This is a genomic window from Flavivirga aquimarina, assembly GCF_030540835.1.
In the GTDB taxonomy this organism is placed as follows: Bacteria; Bacteroidota; Bacteroidia; order Flavobacteriales; family Flavobacteriaceae; genus Flavivirga; species Flavivirga aquimarina.
On the sequence record NZ_JAUOEK010000184.1, the window covers coordinates 450,263 to 474,541 of the forward strand.

The following is a 24,279-nucleotide window of genomic DNA, read 5'->3' on the forward strand; positions in this document are numbered from 1 at the left end:
AGGATTAATTAATCCTTTAAAGGAATGATTTAAAAACATTTTTAATATTACCCAATAATTATGTTGCTGTAAAATATTTACTTTTAATATGTATTTATTGCTATCTGTGTATTAAGAATGTTAAGTTGATATTAAGAATTATTAATAAAGTTCTCATATAAAAATACAAGATTGATCCTTTTATTATAAGTAAGTATTAGTTACTTAAAAGAAAGCTCTGTGATCTACACAACTTTTGAAACTGATCTATTTTAACGAAAACAAAAAACCCCAACCAAATTAATGATCGGAGTTTTACAATTTATGTTGGCCCACTAGGGCTCGAACCTAGACTCTTTGGTACCAAAAACCAACGTGTTGCCAGTTACACCATGGGCCAATATGCAATTTAGTCGGTTACTATCCGCTAAAGCAGGTGCAAATTTAGCACAAAGTTTTATTTGTACAAGTATTTTTTTGAAAATAATTTCTATTACTTAACGTTTCCTTAAAAAGATATAGAATAACATATTTATTATTAAATTCGCCAAAGCAAACAAAGATCGATATACATGGCACATTTCAACTTTAAAAAATGGAATACTATTTTAGGTTGGCTATCTTTTTCAATAGCCCTTATTACCTATACTTTAACGGTTGAACCTACTGTTAGTTTTTGGGATGCAGGCGAATATATTTTAACATCGTCTAAACTACAGGTTGGACATCCACCAGGAGCACCATTATTTCAAATGTTTGGTGCCTTTTTCTCCATTTTTGCTTTAGAACCTTCTCAAATTGGTTGGGTTATGAATATGATGAGTGCCGTATCTAGTGCCTTTACTATCTTATTCATGTTTTGGACCATTACTTTATTATTAAAAAAACTTGTTGGTAATAACGAAAATCTTGACAAAAACCAATCTATGGCTATTTTAGGAAGTGGTTTAGTTGGTAGTTTAGCTTTTACATTTACAGATTCTTTTTGGTTTAATGCTGTTGAAACTGAGGTATATGCCATGGCAACCTTAATTATGGCTATTTTATTTTGGTTAGGCTTACGTTGGGAACAAGACATGGACAAACCTCGCGGTAATCGTTGGCTCATTTTAATTGCTTTTGTTATCGGGTTATCTTTTGGAGTTCACTTTATGGGACTGCTTACTATTCCCGCCATTGGTCTTGTTTACTATTTTAAGAACTACAAAACCATTACAATTAAAAACTTTATTATAGCAAATGTTGCTTCCGTAGCAGTTCTCTTGTTCATTTTTAAACTTTTAGCACCAAATATTCTTAAAATTTTTAGTGTTTCTGAAATCTTTTTTGTGAACACTATCGGGTTACCTTTTAATTCAGGATCTATAATTGCAGGTATATTACTAGTAGCCATAATTTATTACGCTTTACGGTACACCAGACAAAAAAACTATGTCCATTTAAATACGGGTGTTCTTTGCTTAACCTTTGTTATTATTGGGTTTTCTACTTGGCTTATGCTTCCTATTCGTGCCAATGCCAATGTGGTTATTAACGAAAACAATCCATCAAGTGCCCGAGAGTTACTGGCTTATTATAACTTAGAGCAATATCCAGAAACACATTTATTTTACGGCCCTCAGTTTACAGATCAATATGCTTATCTTGATGAGAATAATCCTTATATAGATGATAAGCCTAAATATGAAAAAGACGAAACTAAAGGCGAGTATGTTGTAGTAAACGATTATAAAAATGCAAAGCAAAATTACAACTCTAAACATGCTTCCATTTTGCCTCGTATGTGGAGTCCCGAACATGCTGAAAACTATATGATGTTTTCCGGGTTTTTAAATTTTAAACTAAAGCCGGAATATCAAATGGAAAACCAGTTACGAACAACGGTTTCAAATTTTAAAAATGATGTCGCACGTGGCAATGTAGATTATGAAGATTATAATAATTTCTTAAAACGATTTAAAAGCTATATAGACATTGAAAAACCTTCGCTGGCAAGTAACATTGCCTATCTGTTTGAGTATCAATTAGGCTATATGTATTGGCGTTATTTTATGTGGAATTTTTCGGGGAGACAAGACGATATCCAAGGTAATTATGACAATCATGGAAATTGGATTACAGGTATAAAACCTTTAGATAAGCTCCTTTTAGGTTTCTCGCAAGATAATTTACCAAGCGATGTTAAAAACAATAAAGCGCGAAATACCTATTATCTTTTGCCTCTTATTTTAGGGGTTATTGGTTTTTTCTTTTTATTTAATATAGACAAGAAGCTATTTTGGACCATGTTTGTTTTTTTCCTTTTTACAGGAATAGCGATACAAGTATACACAAACGTACGCCCATTTGAACCTCGTGAGCGCGACTATTCGGTTGTTGGTTCTTTTTATGTATTTGCACTTTGGATTGGTTTTGGAGTATATGCTATTTTTGATGCACTAAAAAAACACCTACCAACAAAATTGGCTGCACCAATAATTACAGCTGTTTGCTTAATTCTTGTTCCTAGTATTTTAGCTGCTAACAATTGGGATGATCATGATCGATCGGATAAATATACCGCTAAATCTATGGCAAGAAAGTATCTTGACTCTTGTGCAGAAAATGGCATTTTATTTACTATTGGCGATAATGACACATTTGCACTCTGGTATGCTCAAGAAATTGAAGGATACAGAACCGATGTACGTGTTGTTAATACCAGCTTATTTCAAACCGATTGGTATATAGACCAAATGAAACGTAAGGCTTACGAAAGTGATCCTGTACCGTCTCAATTAACACATGATTTATACAAATACGGCACAAACGATTATATAGTAATAGCGCCTGACTTTATTAAAGATACTTTAGAAGTAAAGAAATTTTTAAATTTTGTAGCAAGTGATAACCCTAGATCTAAATACAAATATGTATTACAAAAACAAGATTATGACATTACTCAAGTTAGAAGTCAGGATTTAAATGCTACATATTTACCCACCGAATTTTTAAGAATTCCAGTCAACAAAGAGAATGCTTTAAAGTCTGGCATTGTAAAACCAAAAGATGCTGATAAAATAGTATCTCACATTGATATACAAATAAAAGGAGGAGCCCTTTACAAAAACAGATTGCTTATGCTCGATATAGTTGCTAATAACGCATGGAAACGTCCTATATATTTTACCGGCGGTAGTTTTGGTGATGATGACTATATCTGGATGAAAGATTACCTACAGCTAGACGGTATGTGCTATAAATTAGTGCCTATAAAAACATCTATAGATAGAGCTAATCCATTTGATATGGGACGAGTGGATGCTGATCTTATGTACGAGAAGGTTAAAAAATGGGATTGGGGTAATAGTGGAAGCCCAGATATTTATCATGATGTTGAAACCCGTAAAAATTCCATAACCTATAGAGGTAATTTAGCAAGGCTCATTGAAACACTAATCAATGAAGAAAAATTAGATAAAGCTGAAGAAATTGCAGATATAGCAATGACTAATATGCCTGTTGAATACTTTGGATACTATACCCTTTTAGAGCCTTACATTAGTGCTTATTACGAAGTTGGAAATAAAGAAAAAGCACAACGTCTGTTTAAGGATGTGGCAGTAAAATACCAAGAAAACTTAAAGTATTACAGCGGATTAAAGGTTGAAAACCAAGAACGTTTATTTGAAGATATTTATACCGATATTCAACGTTATAAAGGTTTGGTTGATGTTTTAATAAAATACGATATAGAATTTGCAGAAACTGAAGGCGATATATTTAACAGTTACTTAAAACTATTCAGGCATTTTTATGGTGATGAACCAGAGGAGGAGTTGATCCCTAAAGTTGATAATGATATTCCTGCAACAGATAGTAGCTCACAAATAGATAACATCAATTAATCTGGTATAAGGTATGACCTTAACACCTATTAAAACACCCTTGGTTGCAAAAAAGATGTTTCCAAATTATATTTGGGACATCCCTTCTGCAGATAAAGTAATATACTTGACATTTGACGATGGTCCAACTCCCGAGATTACTAATTGGGTATTAAATACTTTAAAAAAACACAAAGCCAAAGCGACTTTTTTTTGCATTGGAAATAATATTGAAAAGCACCCAGATATATTTTATAATATCTTAAATGATGGACATGGTGTTGGAAATCATACTTATAATCATGTTAAAGGTTGGAAAACAAAAACAAAAGATTATTTAAAAAATATTTCAGAAACCCAAGAAACCATTGAGAGTAAAATTCAAAGTCAAAGTACAGAATTTAGAATTCAGAATTTATTTCGCCCTCCTTATGGACAAATAACCCCTAAGCAAGGAAAAAAACTCATAGCATTAGGTTATAAAATCATTATGTGGGATGTGCTGTCTTTTGATTGGGATTATAAAGTTAATGAGGAAAATTGTTTAAACAACGTTATCCATAAAGCAACTAACGGTAGTATTATTGTGTTTCATGATAGTGTAAAAGCTTCAAAAAATATGCAATATGCTTTACCAAAGGTATTAGATCATTTTAGCAAATTAGGCTACCGTTTTAAAGCTATAGCTAAATCAAAATAAATCGTCATTAATTAGATTTACTTCTTTCGAAAGACCTGCTAGGTTTTTAAAACCTGGCAGGTCTAATATAAAATTCCGCCTATGTCAAATTATGATGATTTAGCTATATAAGATTAAAAACAGATAACTAGCGAACTTGTCTTCAATACAAATATTGGAGCATATCTCAAATATGCTCGGTACCAATTTTTATTAATTTGATTTTTTGATTGAGATACTTGTCTTCATAGAAGCTTAAGCATATTGCTGAATAATACTTATAAGCGTATTGGCATCCTGTTCACCACTTTGGCGCCATTTCATTTCACCATCTTTATAAATAATAAGCGTTGGTAAAGCCTTCACTCTTAAAGCTTCGGCAAGTTCTTCATTCTTTTCTACATCAATCTTTATAACTTTAGCTTTATCTCCAAGTGCAGCAGCGACATCTCTTAAAACAAGATGCATGGCAGTCGATTCATCATTCCATTCTGTATAAAAATCTAACAAAACAGGAATTTCTACATCTATAAGTTCTCCAAATTTTGACATATTTTAGTATTTATTAGTCAAATATTCTTATACAAATATAGCATTTATTAGCAATTATGCATTATTTGAGCCTTTTTTAAGCTCTATAACTGTAATTTCTGGCCATATTCCAACGCGCCCTGGAAATGCTAAATAACCAAAACCTCTATTTACGTTTATATACTGACCGAGCTCTTCGTAAATGCCTGCCCAATATTTGTAACGCCATTTTACAGGGCTCCATTTAAACCATCCGGGAATTTCAATACCAAACTGCATACCATGAGTGTGTCCACTTAATGTTAAATGATAATGATAATCATCTTCAATTACCTTTCTTTCCCAATGCGTTGGGTCATGGCTCATCAAAATTTTAAAATCATTTTTATCAATCGCACTTGCAGCCTTTTTTAAATCGCCTGCTGTTTTAAATCCACCTGCTCCCCAGTTTTCTACCCCCACCAAAGCAATACGCTCTCCTGCTTTTTCTAAATATCTGCTTTCATTTAACAATAAGTCAAAACCCATTTCTTTTTGAAATGATTTTAAAGTTTCTAAATTTTTATGTTTATCTTCTTTTGATTCCCATCTAACATAATCGCCATAATCGTGATTTCCTAAAACAGAATACAAACCATCTTTAGCCTTAAGTTTTCCAAAAATCTCTTTGTATGGTATTAGCTCTTCCGCTTTATTATTTACCATATCACCGGTAAATAAGATAACATCACTTTGTTGTTCGTTAATTAAATCTACTGCGTACTCGACTTTATTAATATTATCGAAACTACCAGAATGTATATCGCTAATTTGAGTAAGTTTATAACCATCAAAAGTCTCTGGCAAATCTTCAAAATGTAGTGTATATTTTAACACCTTATAATTGTACTTGCCTTTAATAACACCATATAAAATTGAAGCAAAAGGGATAGCCGCCAAGCCAAGTGCTATTTGCGAAATAAACTTTCTTCTATTTTGTAATGCAACGCCTTCGGTATTGGCCGTTTTTATATAGTTTTCGTTAATATAAACAATAAACCTAAAAATATCTTCGCCTAATAAAGTTACAGCAACTACAATTTTTGGAACATAAAACAAAACCAACAAACTAAGTGCCAATGAAAACTTAAAAGGAATACCATTAGACCTGTCAAACGTTAAAATCTGATAGAAAAAATTACCTAAAACAACCAGAGAAAAGAATATATAAACATAGGTTATAATATTGTTTTTAATAATAACTCTAAAAGATTGTAACGTATAAAAATCTAAGACCAAAAATATTATAAGAAATATAATTAAACGCGACATTCTTTTTTTAATCAAAGATAATAGTATTACAAGTTAATACTTCTTTAACACATCTAATTTAACTTATAGTTAAGATTTTGTCATGTATTATACTTTATAAAAAAATAAGTACAACAGATTTAAAAACTCATTTTTTAAGAATAACTTTTTGTAGTTTTGATTTTCTATCAAAACAAAAAACATGTCAGATCAAAAACGCCTTTTCTTAGTCGATGCCTATGCTCTAATTTTCCGTGGTTATTATGCCTTTATTAAAAACCCAAGAATTAATTCAAAAGGCACCGATACTTCGGCAATACTAGGGTTTATGAATTCTCTTTTAGATGTTATAAAACGAGAACGACCAGACCATTTAGCTGTTTGTTTTGATAAAGGAGGAAGTGCAGATCGTCTTGAGATGTATAAGGAATATAAAGCTAATAGGGATGAAACTCCCGAAGCGATTAAAGTTGCTGTGCCATACATTTATAGTATTTTAGAAGCTATGCATATTCCAATTATGGTGAAAGAAGGTTATGAAGCCGATGATGTTATTGGAACACTTTCCAAACAAGCCGAAAAAGAAGGTTATAAAACCTTTATGGTAACTCCAGATAAAGATTTTGCACAACTGGTTTCTGAAAATATTTTTATGTATCGCCCTGTTTTTGGTGGTGGTTATGAGACTTGGGGTATCCCAGAAGTGCAGAAAAAGTTTGAAGTTACCGACCCTCTGCAAGTCATTGATTTTTTAGGAATGATGGGAGATTCCAGTGATAATATCCCCGGACTTCCCGGAGTTGGCGAAAAAACAGCTAAAAAGTTTTTAGCACAATATGGCAGCATGGAAAATCTTTTAGCCAATACCCATGAACTCAAAGGAAAAATGAAGGAGAAAATTGAAGCGAATGGTGAATTGGGAATCCTGTCAAAAAAACTGGCTACCATTATGCTGGACGTTCCTGTTGCATTTAATGAAAAAGATTTTGAAATGTCTCAACCGGACATCCCTAAAGTCTCAGAGATTTTTCAAGAATTAGAGTTTAGACGCTTAATAGATAATTTCAATAAGACATTTGCTACAGACACTTCGGCTACGCCCAATACCCAAACTCCAAATTCAAAACAATCAGAAACAAAAGCGACACCAAAAGAACAGGCATCTGCTGGTGCCGGACAGTTTTCTTTATTTGGTGGTGATTCGGCTACGCCCAGCAATCAAAATAATAACTCAGAAACTGAGCAGGGTCAAAGTTCAGAATATACTCGAAAAACAGCAGAAACGACCTCTCATTTTTACCAGAGTGTAGACTCAGGCATAGCCACCAAACTCTTTATTAAAAATTTAATGAATCAAACTTCTGTTTGTTTCGATACTGAGACCACAGGTTTAAATCCTATTACAGCAGAACTGGTTGGCATTGCTTTTTCATGGGAAGTAGGTAAAGGGTTTTATTTACCATTTCCAGAAGATAAAACTGAAACTCAAAAACTTATTGAACAATTACGTCCATTTTTTGAAAGCGAAGCTATTCAAAAAATTGGTCAGAATTTAAAATATGACATCAAGGTTCTCGCTAAATACAATATTGTTGTTAAAGGTAAATTGTTTGATACCATGTTAGCACATTATCTTATCAATCCGGATATGCGACATAACATGGATGTACTTGCAGAAACATATTTAAATTACACCCCTATTTCTATTGAAACGCTTGTTGGTAAAAAGGGGAAAAACCAATTATCAATGCGCGATGTTCCTTTAGAAAAACAAACCGAATATGCCGTTGAAGACTCCGATATTACACTTCAATTAAAAGAACATTTTGAAAAAGAATTGGGAGAAGCCGATACCCAAAAACTTTTCGACGATATTGAAGTCCCATTGCTTCGTGTACTGGCTGCTATGGAATTAGAGGGTATTAATCTGGATAAAAATTTCCTAAATACCCTTTCGGAAGAATTAAATAAAGATATTGCTTCATTAGAGACTAAAATTTACGAGGCTGCAGGTGAAGAATTCAATATAGCGTCACCAAAACAATTGGGTGTTATTCTTTTCGAAAAATTAAAACTTGTAGATAAACCTAAAAAGACTAAAACTGGTCAATATGCTACCTCTGAGGACATTCTATCTTATTTAGCAAAAGATCATGACATTATTCAAAATATTCTAGACTACAGAGGCTTAGCAAAACTAAAAAGCACCTATGTTGATGCTTTACCAGACCAGGTTGAAGAATCAACCGGTCGTGTACATACCGATTATATGCAGACCGTAGCAGCGACAGGACGATTAAGCAGTAACAATCCGAATCTTCAAAATATCCCTATTCGTACCGAACGTGGACGACAGGTAAGAAAAGCATTCATTCCACGAAGCGAAGATTATACGCTTTTAGCTGCCGATTATTCTCAAATAGAACTTCGAATTATTGCGGCTTTAAGTGAAGAAGAAACCATGATTAATGCCTTTAAGAATGGAGAAGATATTCACGCATCAACGGCTTCAAAAGTATTTGATGTGCCTTTAAACGAGGTGACTCGTGAGCAGCGTAGTAATGCTAAAACCGTTAATTTTGGGATCATTTATGGTGTTTCGGCTTTCGGATTAAGTAATCAAACTAATTTATCGAGAAGCGAATCCAAAGAATTAATTGATACCTATTACACCACATACCCTAAGCTTAGAAACTTTATTAGTGAGCAAGTAGATTTTGCACGAGATAATGGTTATGTGCAAACCGTTTTAGGACGTCGTCGCTATTTAAAAGACATTAATTCTCGTAATGCTGTGGTTCGTGGTGCTGCAGAACGGAATGCCGTTAATGCACCCATTCAGGGTAGTGCTGCTGATATTATTAAAATTGCTATGATTAATATTTATAACAAACTTCAAGAAGGCGATTTTAAAACTAAAATGCTTTTACAAGTGCATGATGAATTGGTGTTTGATGTTTATAAACCCGAATTAGAAACCATTAAAACCTTAGTTAAAACAGAAATGGAAAGCGCATATAAGTTAGAAGTCCCTCTTGATGTTGATTTAGATATTGGCGATAATTGGTTGGAGGCGCATTAAATTTATTTATTTTCAATTATCATTGCATTGAAATAAGTTTTGTTTGTATTTCAACTCATAGTACCTGAGATCATTCAGTAATTTCTTTTTACTTTTTAATTGTTTTTTTTTGATTAAGGGAAACAATATTCCATACTGTAAAGACTAAAACAGCAAAAACGAGTATGACTAAAATTGTATTCATTGATTATTTTTATTAAAAGTAGGAAAATTCGTTTATTTTTGCATTAAATACACCCCTATAATCCCCTCGAGGGGATATTGGTTTGGATTGTCCCCTTGAGGGGACTTTAGGGGTGTCAGAGTACAAAATGTAAACCATGAGAAACAAAATAATTCCATATAATCCAGAATTAAAACTGCTAGCCAGACAATTAAGAAAGAACAGCACATTGCCCGAAGTTTTATTATGGCAAAATATAAAACAACGAGCTTTTGGCGTACAATTTCACAGACAAGTTCCCATGCTTAATTATATTGTTGATTTTTATTGTCATGAAATTGGTTTAGCTATTGAAATTGATGGTAGCAGCCATGACCATAGTTTTTTATACGATGCTAAAAGGCAAGGAGAATTAGAAGTTTATGGTGTTAAATTTTTGAGATTTTCAAATGAAGAAGTCAAGAAAAACATGTTCAGTGTTTTATTGGTTATTGAAGAGACTGTAAAAGAATTGATGGGATAATTGTAAAAAACTAATTCTGTAAAAAACACCCCTAAAGCCCCTTCAAGGGGACAATTATAACGACATATCTATATGCGTAGCTCAAATACTACCTACTATATTAATAACTTTAGTTTGTATTTAGGTTTCATGATTTAGATTGCCCCCTCAAGGGGATTACAGGTGTATTACTACCTCCGTTTTTTCTTAGATAAACCTTAGTCTTGTTTTTACGCTGATAAAAAGAAATAGCATTATCATGAAGTAATACTTTTAACAAATATTGGCATACTAATTTGTCCAAAAGATAGTATCTTTTTATCTAAAACTAAATTAACGCACTAATATTCTTTAACCTTCAATTGAAAATTGATTTCAATAAGATCTTCAACCACTATTAACCCCAAGGCTTTTTTAGGTGGTTCTAAATTAAAATCTCGAATATTTAAACACAACACTCCTTTAACAACTAATATATCTTCACCTTCTAATTCTACTGGAATTACATAAGATTTTGTAACTCCTGCTAGTTCTAAATCTAATAGTGCATTTACAAGATTTTCATCTTTGAGATCTTTACTTATCTCTTTTAATTTAATACGTATTTGTGGATGTGTTTCAGATTTTAAAAGCTCTTGAAAATCAGTATTTATTCCTCTTCCGCCACAATCAAAATCAGCATTTTCTAATACTAAAGTTGTTTTATTAAAAATAATTTTTGCTTTATGCCTCTTAAAAAAAACAGGGATTGGTTTATTTAATTTCAAGATATTGTATTGACACTTAAAACTATTAACATTGGTTTTCCCCTTAATAACAAGTTGGCTACTAGGTGTAATTACTACAGAGATACCCCTTAAACTTGAAAAAGCCAGCATTGTGAAGATAAAAATATAAAACAATACCTTTTTCATATTCTTTTTTTAACCAAAATATTTTTTTGTGTTATCAAATATAAAAATCAAGTCTAAAAGTGTTTGAGTTATTAATTAAACCAGCAACTCAATTATGCTACTTTTAGACTTAATTTTACATTTATTTTTTTAATTAGTCTTTAGAAACTTATAGCCGCTTCTAGCATAAATCCATTAAATTTACCATCTTCCAAAAGATTTCCAGTAGGATAGTCTTTATATTCTTGAACTACATATTCTGCCTTCATCAAAATGTTTTTGGTCATAAACCAACCAGCGCCTAATTGAAACCTATTAATATTTATATCATCACCACTCGTTAACTCAGCACTTACTGTATTGTATCGGCTACCTAAATAGAAATTTTCTGTTTCACCAAATCTATATATAATCTCACCCGCAAATTGTTTTGCTTCTCTCCTATCAACTTCACTTAAACTTCTTCCAGAGCTTATCTCTGCAGTTCCAAATACTTCAACTCCCTTATATTTGATAAAAGGGTTAACCATAACAGCAGTAATTTTATTATTAAAACTTGGATTAAAACGCCCTGATCTAAAATTATCACTAGCGGCATCTGCATCTTGCATAATATTGTAATATCTAGAACCTGCTCTATCTGCGCTATACAAATAAACACTTTGTGCATATCCTGTATTATATAAAGACCCCGTTAACCTAAATCTAAAATCATCATTTATTTGTTTGTCATACCCTAATTTTGCTAAAAAAGCTCCTCCTCCTGTTGTGCCATTGGACTCCTCTACATTTTGGTTTAATTTACCATTAGAAAATCCAATCATACCTAAAAATCCATTATTACGATAATAAAACTCAACTCCAACTTCTGTTGTAAATGAATCCATAATTAAGTTTCCTACAAATGGGTTGTGAATGGTTTGAGCGTTATCACTTCTTCTAAAATGGGCATCTCCGTAATTGTTTTCCATGTGTCCAATTTTAATGGTAGTATATTTCATGAAACCTTCCATAAAGCCTTCACTAATAAAATCTAACTTATCTATTTGGAAATATCCCCCTTTTACATAAGGTTCGTGGTGATGCCTAGAAGACAAATAAGTTCTTAAATGCATTCTCACACCATCAAAAAGCACCACATCTAAATCTAAATTAGCTGTTGCTAAATTAAAGTTACTCCCTACTTCTGACAAAGGAATAGCACCAGAATTCTCATTATCTAAAGCTTGAAATTGGAGTGTGGAGGCCCCACCTAATCTTACTTGTACACCATTAAAATTTGATACTGTATCTTTTGTTTTTGGACTCTCGAATACATTAACCCCTCTTTGATCTGGTTGCCTATAATTACCTAGGTCCCTGTTCTGTGCATAAAAACTAAATCCGGTAAATAGGATTACTAATAGTAATATTTTTTTTAAAATTGATTTCATAACTTCTATTTTTAACTGTTTATTATTTAGTTGATTTTTATTTAAAGACTGTTGAAAATTTAATTATTATATCATCACCAGTAGTAATTGTCCCTAATAGAGCTTTTGGTGGGTTTATATTAAAATCTGTCATTTTAATTTTTCTCTCACCTGTTAGTGTTATCTTAGATTCGATGATACTCGCGGTAAAATCTAATGTGATAGTTTTTTTTACTCCAGAAATAGTTAAGTCACCAAGTGCGCTTACTAAAAATGCGCCGTCCTCTTTATTGACAATGTTTTTAACTTCAATTAATTGAAATGAAATAATTTTATTGTGTTCTGTTTTTAAGGCTTTATAAGTGTTCTTATCCATTGAGGATTTTCCACTTTTCAAGCTCTCGGCCACTATGTTTATGGTGATTTTTTCTACTTGACAAGTTTCAACATCTTTAAAACTTATTTTTCCATCTTGCTTTTCGGCTACTATATCCCAATCATGTAAACTTGATGTTCCTGAAACCGTTAAAGATGATTCACTATTTATTAAATTAAATTCTTGTGCCTGAATTACATTTGCGATTATGACAAAAAGCACTATTAGACTTAAATATTTTGTTCTTGTTTCTTTGAATATTTTCATGGCTATATTTTTAATTATACTACAAATCTCTATCCAAATCGGATCGAAAACTATGATTTTTATCATAATATAAATCCTAAAAAAATTGGAACTTAGAAGTAAATCATCTCCGATGTAATCTGCGAGGAGTTCCTTAAATAAAATATTGATTCTTTAAAAGAAAAAAAATGTTAATTACTAAAAAATCAGATACTTGACTTAATAAAATGTAAATCGTAAAACTTAAGGCAAGCCCTGAATCCAATAATTTGAATGTGTATTACAGGCTTCTCAAAATTTAAGTTTCATTAATAAAAAAAAGCAAACAAACAGCTTTAATCTATCAGAATCAGGTAAACTGAAGGCGATCATTTTTATCACTAACATTTTATAGAGATAAATAGTTAAGCAAGCTTGTTAAAAATTGAATAAACTTAAAAATTTAGTTATTGAATTCTTGGAGACTTTTTAATAAACAAAATGAAGAAAATAATGATATTATTTAAAAGAATAATTCCTTAAAAAACAACTCTAAAGACCTACCTAGGAAAGCAACCAAAACCTTAAAAATCACCTGCGTTTCTTCTTACTCCTAAACTTAGTCTTATTTTTACGTCGATTAAAAGGAATAGCATCATCAAATGTATGCTTCGCTTCTCCGCTAGGTTTATTTTTACGCCATTTGTCATTTTCAGGCAAGAGTACTTTTAATAAATCCTGACGCCCCAATTTATTTAAAGTGTTTTTAATCCAAGCTTTATTTTCCTTTTTATACCAAAAGAAAAAACGGTGCTGTTCGTCTTTTTCTTTACGAGTTTTAGGTGTTTTTACTTTTTGAAGTGTGTATGGATGGTAACCACTGTAGTAAATAACCGTAGCCACCGTCATAGGTGTTGGCGTAAAACCTTGTACTTGCTCTAGCTGAAAACCCATATCTTTAGTTTCGGAAGCAAGATTAGCCATGTCTTCGACTTCGCAAGCTGGGTGATTCGATATAAAATAAGGGATTAACTGTAGCTTTAAATTCTTCTTAATATTAATCTTATCAAAACGCTCTTTAAACTTATGAAAATAAGAAAACGATGGTTTCCGCATTAATTTAAGAACAGGGTCACTAGTATGCTCTGGAGCTACTTTAAGTCTACCAGAAACATGTTTTGTCATAACCTCTTCAGTATAATCATCTAATTCTTTTGCATCCGCATTTTTATTAAATTCCGGTACGAGCATATCATGACGAATCCCACTGCCAATAAAAGACTTTTTTACTTTTGGATGCTTATCAACTGCTTGGTATAATTTAGTTAACGGTTTATGTGAGGTATCTAAATTGCTACAAATAACTGGCGAAATACAAGAAGGTGCTACACACTTATCACAAATCTCCTGCACTTTACCTTTCATCTTATACATATTGGCACTAGGTCCACCAATATCAGATAAATAGCCTTTAAAATCTGGCATATTGGCCACAACATCTACTTCTCTTAAAACAGATTCCTGACTACGAGACGCAATAAATTTTCCTTGGTGTGCCGAAATAGTACAAAAACTACAACCTCCAAAACAACCACGATGGATGTTAATGGAAAACTTAATCATTTCAAAAGCAGGAATGGGTCCTCGTTTATTGTATTTTGGATGTGGCAATCGTGTATAAGGCAATTCAAAAGAGGCATCAATTTCTTCCTCTGTCATCGTTGGATATGGCGGATTAATCATTAAAGTTTTATCACCTACTTTCTGAAAAATACGTCGCGCTGCCAATTTATTACTCTCTTGTTCTATAATCTTAAAATTAGCTGCATAAGCTTTTTTATCCTTTAAGCACGTTTCATGCGAAACAATTTCAACATCTTCCCAATTACTATTTTTCGGGATTTTAGCATCTTTATTTAAAAGTACTGCTGTTTGTTTTATAGTGGTAATACTGCTAAAAGGCACTCCTTTTTGCAACAAACGCACTACCTCTCGTAAAGGTTGCTCCCCCATTCCATAAACCAACATATCTGCTTTCGAACTTTCTAAAATAGTAGGCACTAATTTATCACTCCAATAATCGTAGTGTGTTACTCGACGTAATGACGCTTCAATACCCCCAATTAAAACAGGAACATCCGGCCATTTTTCTTTTAATATTTTAGAATAAACAGTAGTTGCATAATCCGGTCTAAAACCAATATCACCATTAGGTGTATAGGCATCTTTATCTCGGCGTTTTTTATTAGCATTATAATTGCTAATCATAGGATCCATACAGCCTCCAGTAACCCCAAAAAATAATTTTGGAGCACCTAACTTTACAAAATCCTGAAGGTTATCATTAACATTAGGTTGTGGCACCACAGCTACACGTAAACCATAACTTTCTAAAATTCGACCAATTACGGCTGGACCAAACGATGGGTGATCTACGTAAGCATCCCCACTAAATAGAATAACATCTAGTTCATCCCAACCACGTATTTTAACCTCTTTGTTTGTGGTAGGTAACCAATCTGAAAGCTGTAATTCTTGCATAGCAATGCAAAAATAGACAAAAATTGACTCTTAATACTTTAAACATAAAAGGCTTTAGCTTTTTTCAGTTAATAATCATAGACGCTAAAAAATAATTTATTACGATTTTAACGAGTCTGAAGCTTTCTTTAGTGATAATGAAGGAAACAAATGGTCTATTTTCGGAAACGCCATTGAAGGTCCGAGATTGGGTGAAACATTAACTGGAGCAAAATCTGTCATGAGTTATTGGTTTGCTATTGCTGCATTTTATCCAAATCCAGAGATTTATACACCTTAATAAAAGCCTATTAAAGCTTAGTATTTATTTATTATGCCATCTATTAATTTAGCACATTAAAATTTACATGAAATTATCTCTCCTCGCTATTTGGTAATCAAATATATAATCGTAAATTTGCAAACTCTTTTCGAGAGAGGAATGTTTAATAAATAAAATTAATTTAGTGTGGATACATTAAGCTACAAAACGATTTCAGCAAACAAAGCTACTGTAAACAAGCAGTGGGTTTTAGTTGATGCTGAAGGTCAAGCACTTGGTCGTCTCGCTTCTAAAGTTGCAAAACTTTTAAGAGGTAAGCACAAGCCAAACTTCACACCACATGTTGATTGCGGTGATAACGTTATTGTTATCAATGCAGAAAAAATCAGTTTATCTGGAAACAAATGGAACGATAAAACGTACATTCGTCACACAGGTTACCCAGGTGGTCAAAGAAGTTTAACTGCTACAGAATTGTTTGGAAAAGACCCTGCAAGAGTAGTAGAAAAATCAGTAAAAGGAATGTTGCCTAAAAATAAATTAGGTGCAGCTATATTCCGTAATTTAAATGTTGTTGTTGGTTCGACTCATACACATGAAGCTCAAAAGCCAAAAACAATTAACTTAAACGAATTCAAATAATGGATGTAATTCACAAAATTGGCCGTAGAAAGACGGCTGTTGCTCGTGTGTATGTTGCCCCAGGAAAAGGGAACATCACGATTAATAAAAAAGACATAGCAGCTTACTTTACTACTGCAACATTACAGTATAAAGTAAAGCAACCTTTAGTTATGACTAACAATGATAGCAACTTTGATATTACAGTAAATGTATTTGGAGGCGGTATTACAGGTCAAGCAGAAGCTGTTCGTTTAGCAATATCTCGCGCTATGTGCGAAGTTGATGCTGAAAACAGATTAACTTTAAAACCAGAAGGTTTATTAACAAGAGATCCAAGAATGGTGGAGCGTAAAAAATTCGGACAGAAGAAAGCGCGTAAGAAATTCCAGTTCTCTAAACGTTAAAATCCTCAACTTGGTTGGGGATCTGCATATCAGTTATCTCAATCTTGTTGGAATTAAAAAATTTAAAAAGATGCTGAAACAAGTTCAGCATTTAAAAAACCAGTTATTGTTGTCCATGACTTAATTAGTCAGGATTTAGTTTAGCATCTAAATGGTTAAGGCGATTTTAAAAAAATGACCACTTAATCATTGCTAATTCAACAGAACGTAAACTATTACAAAAATGGCAGTAGAAGTAAAAGAATTACTTGAAGCAGGTGTACACTTCGGTCACCTTACACGTAAATGGGATCCAAATATGGCTCCTTACGTATATATGGAACGTAACGGTATCCATATTATCAACTTATACAAAACAGCGGCAAAAATTGAGGAAGCAGGAGCAGCATTAAGCAAAATTGCTAACTCTGGTCGTAAAATTTTATTCGTTGCAACAAAAAAACAAGCAAAAGATATCGTAGCAGAAAAAGCCGGTGCTATTAATATGCCTTACATCACTGAAAGATGGCCAGGAGGTATGTTAACCAACTTTGTTACTATTAGAAAAGCTGTTAAAAAAATGGCTACTATTGATAGAATGAAGAAAGATGGTACGTTCATGACTCTTTCTAAAAAAGAACGTTTACAAGTAGATCGTTTAAGAGCTAAGTTAGAGAAAAACTTAGGTTCTATTAGCGATATGACACGTTTACCAGGTGCTTTATTTGTTGTAGATATTAAGCGTGAACACATCGCTATTAAAGAAGCTCAAAAATTAAACATTCCTATTTTTGCTATGGTAGATACCAACTCAGACCCACGTCAAGTTGATTACGTTATCCCAGCAAATGATGATGCTTCTAAATCTATAGATAAGATTTTAACTCATGTAGCTTCTGCTGTTTCTAAAGGCTTAGCTGATCGTAAAGCTGAAAAAGAAGCAAGCGCTGCTAGCGCTAACGAAGCTCCAGCTCCTAAAAAAGAAGCGGCTCCAAAAGCAAAAGCAGCTCCAGTTAAAGCAGCAGTTGCAAACGAAGAAGAAGAATAAATAACATTAACAAAACACAAAAAAGTCGTTTAGTCTTTTTCTTTGTTGAAAATTTATTGAACGACTTTTTTAAATTATAATAATTATGAGTACTACAGTAAAAATTACAGCTGCTGAAGTAAATAAATTAAGAAAAGCAACTGGAGCAGGTATGATGGACTGCAAAAAAGCCTTAGTTGAAGCTGAAGGTAATTTTGATAAAGCTATTGAAGTTCTTCGTAAAAAGGGACAAAAAGTAGCTGAAAAGAGAGCCGATAGAGATTCTTCTGAAGGTGCTGCTGTTGCTAAAATTAATGCAGAACAAACTGAAGGTGTTGCTATTGTATTAGGTTGTGAAACTGATTTTGTTGGTAAAAATGAGAACTTTTTAGCTTTAGCTAATGAGTTAGCAGAAATCGCATTAAGCTCTGACACTAAAGAAGACTTTTTAGCTTCTAATTTTGGAGGCATGTCTGTTGCAGAAAAATTAGTTGAACAAACTGGTGTCATTGGTGAAAAACTAGACATTACTTCTTTTGAAAAGTTAAAAGCTGATTATGTTGGTTCTTACGTTCACATTAATAAAATTGCTGCTTTAGTAGGTTTAAGTACTAAGGTTGATAAGGCTGACGTTTTAGTTAAAGATGTTGCCATGCAAGTAGCTTCTATGGGAGCAACTACATTGTCTTATAAAGATTTCGATCCTGCTTATGTAGCATCAGAAACTGAAGCTAGAATTGCTGTTATAGAAAAAGATAATATAGAATTAGGACGTTTAGGTAAAACCCTTAAAAATGTACCTCAATACATTTCTATGGCGCAACTTACTCCAGAAGTTTTAGCTAAAGCTGAAGAAGCAGCTAAAGCCGAATTAAAAGCCGAAGGCAAACCAGAACAAATCTGGGATAGAATTTTACCAGGAAAAATGGAGCGTTTTGTTTCTGATAATACAACATTAGATCAAGAACAATGTTTATTAGATCAAAACTTTATTAAAGATGAAAAATTAAACGTTGCTAAATACGTAGCATCTTACGGTGATGTTGAAATTACAGGTTTTAAACGTGCATCTGTAGGGTAATATATTCCTGAGAAGGTAAAATCTTAAAAAATTTAAACCACTATTCAAAATTTGAATAGTGGTTTTTTTATTTTGATAAATAGGTCTTCGGTAAACAGCAAAAAATTGTTTAGTTTTGCACAACTTCAGTAAATAACACATGAAATATAAAAGAATTCTTTTAAAACTATCTGGCGAGGCATTAATGGGAAATCGTCAATACGGTATTGACCCTGAACGATTAGCAGAATATGCCCAAGATATAAAAACCATTACAGATAAAGGTGTAGAAGTTGCCGTCGTTATTGGAGGTGGCAATATTTTTAGAGGTGTAGCAGGTGCCAGCAAAGGAATGGATCGAGTACAAGGAGACTACATGGGTATGTTAGCCACTGTTATAAATGGTTTAGCTTTGCAAGGTGCTTTAGAAGATGCAGATATACCAACACGATTACAGACAGCTATTAAAATTAACGAAGTAGCAGAACCCTTTATTAGAAGAAGAGCGATGCGCCATTTAGAAAAAGGACGCGTTGTTATTTTTGGTGGTGGTACAGGAAATCCTTATTTTACTACAGATTCTGCTGCAGTTTTAAGAGCTATAGAAATTGAAGCGGATGTTATTTTAAAAGGAACTCGCGTTGACGGAATTTATAATACAGATCCCGAAAAAGACGATAATGCGATTAAATTTAATTTCATATCTTTTGACGATGTTTTACGTAAAGGCCTAAAAGTAATGGATACTACGGCATTTACACTTAGCCAAGAAAACAAATTACCTATTATTGTTTTTGATATGAATAGGAAAGGGAATTTATTAAAAGTAGTTTCCGGTGAAAAAATCGGTACTGAGGTAAATATATAAAACTTGGTGTGATTTTTGAAATGAATGTATTCAAGTTTGGTTTGAAACCAACAAATTAAAAAACGAATAACATTTAGTAATTTAATGGATACGTCCAGATACTATTTTTCAGATATAAAAGTTTAATACAATGAACGAAGACATACAATTTATATTAGATACAACAAAAGAAGCTATGACTAATGCTATAAAGCATTTAGAAAAACAATTTGTTAATATTAGAGCAGGAAAAGCAAGTCCTGCTATGCTTGGCAGTGTTATGGTCGACTATTATGGGTCACAAACGCCATTGAGCCAAGTTGCTAATGTAAATACACCCGATGGAAGAACCATTACCGTACAACCTTGGGAAAAAAGTATGCTACAAGAAATAGAACGTGGTATTGCCTATGCAAACCTTGGTTTTAACCCAATGAATAACGGCGAAACTATAATTATTAATGTCCCACCATTAACAGAAGAACGTAGACGCGATTTAGCAAAACAAGCTAAAGCTGAAGCTGAAGATGCTAAAGTTAGTATAAGAACAGCTCGTAAAGATGCTAATAACGATATTAAAAAATTAGATGACGTATCGGAAGATTTAATTAAGAATGCTGAAATTGATGTACAACAAATGACAGATACTTATGTAAAAAAGGTTGATGATCTTTTCGATATAAAAGAAAAAGAAATCATGACAGTATAATTGAAAAGGCGACGTCTGGTTACTGAGCGTAGCCAAAGTAGTCGTTTTTTTTAAACCTTTAGTCTCTCTATGCTTAAATGTTAAAACATGTTACTCACTTACTTTTTTTTATTTGTGCAGTATTTGTGCAGGCACAAACTTCATCAGAACACATTTTAGAACCTGCTAAAGATTCTATTAAAAAACGTGAGTTTATAAAACATCTTGGCAACGGGTATCTACCTACTAGGTATTTTAACTTCGATTTAAGGTATTTAATTAAATATAATCAATACGAAGGTGTAAGAACAGGTTTAGGCGGTGTAACTAACGATGCATTTTCGAAAAAATACCGTATAAACAGTTATGGTGTATATGGTTTTAGAGATCATCGTTTTAAATATAGTTTAGGAGGCGGATTTAGATTAGCCGAAAAAACGAATACTTGGGTAAACATTTCTTATACCAACGATTTACAAGAAACAGGGAGCGCTAAATTTTTAACAGATGGCCGTTTCTTTCAATTCTTTGAACCTCGCTTATTAAACATAGATTTATTTCACAAGTTTGTCTCAAAATCTATAAATATAGAACATCAATTAAACCCAAAATTATTTACCGAAGTCGAGTTGGCTGTTAGCAATATAGATCCCACTTACAGTTATGGCTATATTTTAGACAATAATATAGTAACTACTTTTCATTTAAGTACTGCTGTAACATCTTTACAGTGGAATCCATTTAATAAAGTTGACATTTTAGAAAATGGGTCGAAAGAAATTAAAAAAGGATATCCGCAGTTTACACTTCAATACACAAAGAGCTTTAAAGATGTTTTTAAAAGTGATTTTAACTTTTCTAAATTAGATTTTAGAACTATTTATAAAATAGGAAATGAAAACGAAGGAGCTTCTGAAATAACCTTAGTTTCCGGAATAACAAATGGTAATACACCATTAACACACTTATATCACGCTTATCCTAACAATATTACTAAAGAAACTGTTATGCAACGTTTTTCTGTTGCAGGGTTAAATAGTTTTGAAACTATGTATTTTAATGAATTTTTTTCAGATAAGTTTACTACAATTCAGCTAAAGCATTATTTAAAGCCTTTCAACATTTCTGAACATTATAAACCACAAATCGTTTTAACAACCCGATATGCTATAGGTGATATAAAACAACCTGAATTACATCAAAATGTGACTTTTGGATCTTTAAAAAAAGGCTACACAGAATCTGGTTTTGAAATTAATAAATTGCTCTTTGGTTTCGGTTTAAGCTTTACTTACCGCTATGGCGCTTACCACTTACCGGAATTTAGCGATAATATTGCTTTAAAGTTTACATTTAACGTCTCTTTATAACGTTTTACACTCCTTTTTTCTACCTTTGCGCTTCTTTTAGATAAGGGGCATGTTTAAATTATTTAGTAAAGATTTTTGGGATATTATAGCAAGGTTGATTTTACGGAATAAAATCATCATCCTTATTGGTATTGTGGCAGTTACCATATTCTTTAGTACAAAGTGGGAAAACATGCGTTTTACTTATACTGAAGCTAATTTATTGCCAGACGATCATGACGTCAACATCATTTATAATAACTTTTTAAAAACCTTTGGAGAAGAGGGAAATCTTATTGTATTAGGAATAAAAGATAGTACGCTCTTTACTGTTGAAAAATTAAATGCCTGGAATAAACTTTCAGAAAGTTTTAAAAAATATCATGAGGTTGAAACGGTTGTTTCTATTAAAGACCTTCAGAAGCTTATAAAAGATACTGAAAATGAAAAATTTAATTTAGAACCTTTTATAAAAGATTCTATTTCTTCAATAGCACAAGTTGAAGCACTTCAGGAAGAGCTCTTTAAAAAATATCCTTTTTATGATAATTTTTTATTCAATACTAAAACAAAAACCATTCGAACAGCCCTTTATTTAAAAAAGGATATTGTAAATACGTCTGCCAGAAAAGATTTTGTCGTAGATGTTTTGATTCCAAAAATAAATACATTTCAAGAATCGCATAACTTGGATGTTAGAATATCGGGCATGCCTTATATTAGAACTTTAAATTCGCAAAATATTGTTGATGAAATCAGTTTATTTGTAGGTGCTGCGCTATTAGTAACTTCTATTATTTTCTTTTTCTTTTTCAGATCGTTTAGGGCTACTATAATTTCGCTTATTGTGGTGTGCATCGGTGTGATGTGGACCTTGGGAATTCTAGGGTTATTAAACTACGAAATAACTGTTTTAACAGCGCTCATCCCACCGTTAATTATTGTTATTGGTATTCCAAACTGTATTTTTTTAATTAATAAATACCAACACGAAGTAAAATTACATGGCAACAAGGTAAAATCGTTGCAACGTGTTATCACAAAAATCGGGAATGCCACTTTAATGACCAATGTTACCACGGCTTGCGGATTTGCAACTTTCATTTTAACAGAAAGTCAACTTTTAAAAGAATTCGGTATTGTAGCATCATTAAGCATTTTAGCCATTTTTATTCTGTGCTTGCTTATTATTCCTATTATTTACACCTTTTTACCTTATCCAAAAGAGCGGCATTTAGAGCACTTAAACAAACGTTGGATAGGTGGTTTCGTAAATTGGATGGAGCGCATGGTAAGACAAAAACGCATTGCTATTTATTGCACATCTTTGGTTTTATTAATAGTAAGTATTATTGGCATTTATCAAATAAAAATTTCTGGTAGTTTAATAGAAGATATGTCTAAAAAAACAGAGTTTTTTAATGACATCCGTTTTTTTGAAAAAGAGTTTAATGGTATTATGCCTTTAGAAATTATGATTGACACCAAGCGCAAAAAAGGTGTTATGAAACTTTCTACTCTAAAACGTATGGATGAGTTAGAAGATTTAATTATTGAAACTCCAGAATTGTCTAAACCAATATCGGTAGTGGGCTTAGTTAAATACTCTAAACAAGCTTATTATAATGGTAATACTAAATTCTATCAATTACCAACATCGCAAGAGAATAGTTTCATTTTATCCTATGCTAAAAACTCATCTTCAAATGTAGATTTACTTAAAAATTTTGTTGATAGTACCGGGCAATATGCTCGTATTACAACATTTATGAAAGATATTGGAACCGATAAAATGGAACGTATCGAAGAAAATCTTCAAAATAAAATAGACAAAGTTTTTCCAAAAGAAAAATACGATGTTACCATGACAGGTAAAGCCTTAGTATTTCAAAAAGGCACCAAATACCTTGTTAAAAACTTAGCCATATCATTATCGCTTGCCATCTTTTTAATATCCTTGTTTATGGCCTATATGTTTAGGTCGGGAAGAATGATTATTGTATCGTTAATACCAAACCTACTACCATTGTTAGTAACAGCCGGTTTAATGGGGTATTTAGGAGTACCTATAAAACCTTCAACCATATTAGTATTTAGTATTGCTTTTGGTATTTCGGTAGATGATACCATTCATTTTTTAGCAAAATACCGTCAAGAACTTCAAGCGAACCATTGGAAAATTAAAATCTCCGTTTACGGTGCTTTACGAGAAACCGGGGTTAGCATGTTTTATACCTCTATCGTCCTGTTTTTTGGATTTTCGGTATTTACTATTTCCAGTTTTGGTGGTACTGTAGCATTAGGTGCTTTGGTCTCTGCCACACTGCTATTTGCCATGTTATCAAACTTACTTTTATTACCTTCTTTATTGCTATCGTTAGAGCGCAGTATTGCAAATAAAGAAGTACTAAGAGAACCTGCTATTAATATTATTCCCGAAGAAGACGAAGCAGAAAACGAAAATTCCAATATTTAAAATCTTAAATTCCAATCTATCACA

The 24,279-nt window shown here is 32.4% G+C and carries 18 protein-coding genes and 1 tRNA gene; 12 read left to right on the forward strand and 7 right to left on the reverse strand.

What is annotated here, in order from left to right:
• Positions 1–306 precede the first annotated feature (306 nt).
• Positions 307–379 (reverse strand) — tRNA-Gln (locus tag Q4Q35_RS21915).
• Between the two features lie 172 nt (positions 380–551).
• Between Q4Q35_RS21915 and Q4Q35_RS21920 the strand changes: the two genes are divergently transcribed.
• Complete coding sequence (locus tag Q4Q35_RS21920; RefSeq protein WP_303280208.1) at positions 552–3,866, forward strand: glycosyltransferase family 117 protein; 3,315 nt, start codon at positions 552–554, stop codon at positions 3,864–3,866.
• A gap of 13 nt (positions 3,867–3,879) precedes the next feature.
• Complete coding sequence (locus Q4Q35_RS21925; protein ID WP_303280209.1) at positions 3,880–4,545, forward strand: polysaccharide deacetylase family protein; 666 nt, start codon at positions 3,880–3,882, stop codon at positions 4,543–4,545.
• 234 nt (positions 4,546–4,779) lie between these two features.
• Here the strand turns inward: Q4Q35_RS21925 and Q4Q35_RS21930 are convergent, their stop codons facing one another.
• Together Q4Q35_RS21930 and Q4Q35_RS21935 are read right to left on the reverse strand one after the other, a co-directional pair.
• Positions 4,780–5,076 carry a thioredoxin family protein gene (locus Q4Q35_RS21930; protein ID WP_303280210.1) on the reverse strand — a complete coding sequence of 99 codons (297 nt, stop codon included), beginning with the start codon at positions 5,074–5,076 and terminating at the stop codon, positions 4,780–4,782.
• Between the two features lie 54 nt (positions 5,077–5,130).
• Positions 5,131–6,366, reverse strand: a complete 1,236-nt coding sequence (locus tag Q4Q35_RS21935) for a metallophosphoesterase (RefSeq protein WP_303280211.1) — start codon at positions 6,364–6,366, stop codon at positions 5,131–5,133.
• 181 nt (positions 6,367–6,547) lie between these two features.
• Here Q4Q35_RS21935 and polA point away from each other — a divergent pair, with 181 nt between their 5' ends.
• Together polA and Q4Q35_RS21945 are read left to right on the forward strand one after the other, a co-directional pair.
• Positions 6,548–9,427, forward strand: a complete 2,880-nt coding sequence (gene polA, locus Q4Q35_RS21940) for a DNA polymerase I (RefSeq protein ID WP_303280212.1) — start codon at positions 6,548–6,550, stop codon at positions 9,425–9,427.
• A 320-nt stretch (positions 9,428–9,747) separates the two neighbouring features.
• The gene (locus Q4Q35_RS21945) at positions 9,748–10,113 is read left to right on the forward strand and encodes an endonuclease domain-containing protein (protein WP_303280213.1); all 366 of its coding nucleotides are present in this window, start codon (positions 9,748–9,750) and stop codon (positions 10,111–10,113) included.
• Positions 10,114–10,433: 320 nt separating this feature from the next.
• Here Q4Q35_RS21945 and Q4Q35_RS21950 read toward each other — a convergent pair whose 3' ends face one another.
• From Q4Q35_RS21950 to Q4Q35_RS21965, 4 genes are all read right to left on the reverse strand, one after another.
• Positions 10,434–11,006: a YceI family protein gene (locus tag Q4Q35_RS21950; RefSeq protein WP_303280214.1), complete on the reverse strand. Its 573-nt coding sequence runs from the start codon at positions 11,004–11,006 to the stop codon at positions 10,434–10,436.
• A gap of 140 nt (positions 11,007–11,146) precedes the next feature.
• Complete coding sequence (locus Q4Q35_RS21955) at positions 11,147–12,418, reverse strand: hypothetical protein (RefSeq protein ID WP_303280215.1); 1,272 nt, start codon at positions 12,416–12,418, stop codon at positions 11,147–11,149.
• A gap of 37 nt (positions 12,419–12,455) precedes the next feature.
• On the reverse strand, positions 12,456–13,040 hold the full coding sequence (locus Q4Q35_RS21960; RefSeq protein ID WP_303280216.1) for a YceI family protein: 585 nt from the start codon (positions 13,038–13,040) through the stop codon (positions 12,456–12,458).
• A 549-nt stretch (positions 13,041–13,589) separates the two neighbouring features.
• Positions 13,590–15,539, reverse strand: coding sequence for a YgiQ family radical SAM protein (locus Q4Q35_RS21965; RefSeq protein ID WP_303280217.1), 1,950 nt, complete (start codon positions 15,537–15,539; stop codon positions 13,590–13,592).
• A 448-nt stretch (positions 15,540–15,987) separates the two neighbouring features.
• Here Q4Q35_RS21965 and rplM point away from each other — a divergent pair, with 448 nt between their 5' ends.
• The 8 genes from rplM (at position 15,988) to Q4Q35_RS22005 (ending at position 24,255) form a co-directional block, all read left to right on the forward strand.
• On the forward strand, positions 15,988–16,443 hold the full coding sequence (gene rplM / locus Q4Q35_RS21970) for a 50S ribosomal protein L13 (RefSeq protein ID WP_303280218.1): 456 nt from the start codon (positions 15,988–15,990) through the stop codon (positions 16,441–16,443).
• The gene (gene rpsI, locus Q4Q35_RS21975; RefSeq protein ID WP_303280219.1) at positions 16,443–16,829 is read left to right on the forward strand and encodes a 30S ribosomal protein S9; all 387 of its coding nucleotides are present in this window, start codon (positions 16,443–16,445) and stop codon (positions 16,827–16,829) included. The genes rplM and rpsI overlap by 1 nt, the downstream gene beginning before the upstream one ends.
• 223 nt (positions 16,830–17,052) lie before the next feature.
• The gene (rpsB, locus tag Q4Q35_RS21980) at positions 17,053–17,856 is read left to right on the forward strand and encodes a 30S ribosomal protein S2 (RefSeq protein ID WP_303280220.1); all 804 of its coding nucleotides are present in this window, start codon (positions 17,053–17,055) and stop codon (positions 17,854–17,856) included.
• 85 nt (positions 17,857–17,941) lie between these two features.
• Positions 17,942–18,916: a translation elongation factor Ts gene (gene tsf, locus Q4Q35_RS21985; RefSeq protein WP_303280221.1), complete on the forward strand. Its 975-nt coding sequence runs from the start codon at positions 17,942–17,944 to the stop codon at positions 18,914–18,916.
• Positions 18,917–19,055: 139 nt separating this feature from the next.
• A complete protein-coding gene (gene pyrH, locus Q4Q35_RS21990) occupies positions 19,056–19,763 on the forward strand; it encodes a UMP kinase (protein ID WP_303280222.1) in 708 nt (235 codons plus the stop codon).
• Between the two features lie 130 nt (positions 19,764–19,893).
• The gene (gene frr / locus Q4Q35_RS21995) at positions 19,894–20,451 is read left to right on the forward strand and encodes a ribosome recycling factor (RefSeq protein WP_303280223.1); all 558 of its coding nucleotides are present in this window, start codon (positions 19,894–19,896) and stop codon (positions 20,449–20,451) included.
• Positions 20,452–20,576: 125 nt separating this feature from the next.
• Entirely contained in the window at positions 20,577–21,800 is a 1,224-nt protein-coding gene (locus tag Q4Q35_RS22000) for a DUF5686 family C-terminal domain-containing protein (protein WP_303280224.1), read from the forward strand.
• Positions 21,801–21,849: 49 nt separating this feature from the next.
• A complete protein-coding gene (locus Q4Q35_RS22005) occupies positions 21,850–24,255 on the forward strand; it encodes an efflux RND transporter permease subunit (protein ID WP_303280225.1) in 2,406 nt (801 codons plus the stop codon).
• The last annotated feature ends 24 nt before the right edge of the window (positions 24,256–24,279 follow it).

Excerpts from the sequence above, each read along its gene's own strand:
- pyrH (WP_303280222.1), top strand. The coding sequence starts at position 19,056 with ATGAAATATAAAAGAATTCTTTTAAAACTATCTGGCGAGGCATTAATG.
- Q4Q35_RS21935 (WP_303280211.1), bottom strand. The coding sequence starts at position 6,366 with ATGTCGCGTTTAATTATATTTCTTATAATATTTTTGGTCTTAGATTTT.
- tsf (WP_303280221.1), top strand. The coding sequence starts at position 17,942 with ATGAGTACTACAGTAAAAATTACAGCTGCTGAAGTAAATAAATTAAGA.
- Q4Q35_RS21960 (WP_303280216.1), bottom strand. The coding sequence starts at position 13,040 with ATGAAAATATTCAAAGAAACAAGAACAAAATATTTAAGTCTAATAGTG.
- frr (WP_303280223.1), top strand. The coding sequence starts at position 19,894 with ATGAACGAAGACATACAATTTATATTAGATACAACAAAAGAAGCTATG.
- Q4Q35_RS21965 (WP_303280217.1), bottom strand. The coding sequence starts at position 15,539 with ATGCAAGAATTACAGCTTTCAGATTGGTTACCTACCACAAACAAAGAG.
- Q4Q35_RS22005 (WP_303280225.1), top strand. The coding sequence starts at position 21,850 with ATGTTTAAATTATTTAGTAAAGATTTTTGGGATATTATAGCAAGGTTG.
- polA (WP_303280212.1), top strand. The coding sequence starts at position 6,548 with ATGTCAGATCAAAAACGCCTTTTCTTAGTCGATGCCTATGCTCTAATT.
- Q4Q35_RS21945 (WP_303280213.1), top strand. The coding sequence starts at position 9,748 with ATGAGAAACAAAATAATTCCATATAATCCAGAATTAAAACTGCTAGCC.
- Q4Q35_RS21930 (WP_303280210.1), bottom strand. The coding sequence starts at position 5,076 with ATGTCAAAATTTGGAGAACTTATAGATGTAGAAATTCCTGTTTTGTTA.
- Q4Q35_RS21950 (WP_303280214.1), bottom strand. The coding sequence starts at position 11,006 with ATGAAAAAGGTATTGTTTTATATTTTTATCTTCACAATGCTGGCTTTT.
- rpsI (WP_303280219.1), top strand. The coding sequence starts at position 16,443 with ATGGATGTAATTCACAAAATTGGCCGTAGAAAGACGGCTGTTGCTCGT.
- Q4Q35_RS21925 (WP_303280209.1), top strand. The coding sequence starts at position 3,880 with ATGACCTTAACACCTATTAAAACACCCTTGGTTGCAAAAAAGATGTTT.
- rpsB (WP_303280220.1), top strand. The coding sequence starts at position 17,053 with ATGGCAGTAGAAGTAAAAGAATTACTTGAAGCAGGTGTACACTTCGGT.
- Q4Q35_RS21920 (WP_303280208.1), top strand. The coding sequence starts at position 552 with ATGGCACATTTCAACTTTAAAAAATGGAATACTATTTTAGGTTGGCTA.
- Q4Q35_RS21955 (WP_303280215.1), bottom strand. The coding sequence starts at position 12,418 with ATGAAATCAATTTTAAAAAAAATATTACTATTAGTAATCCTATTTACC.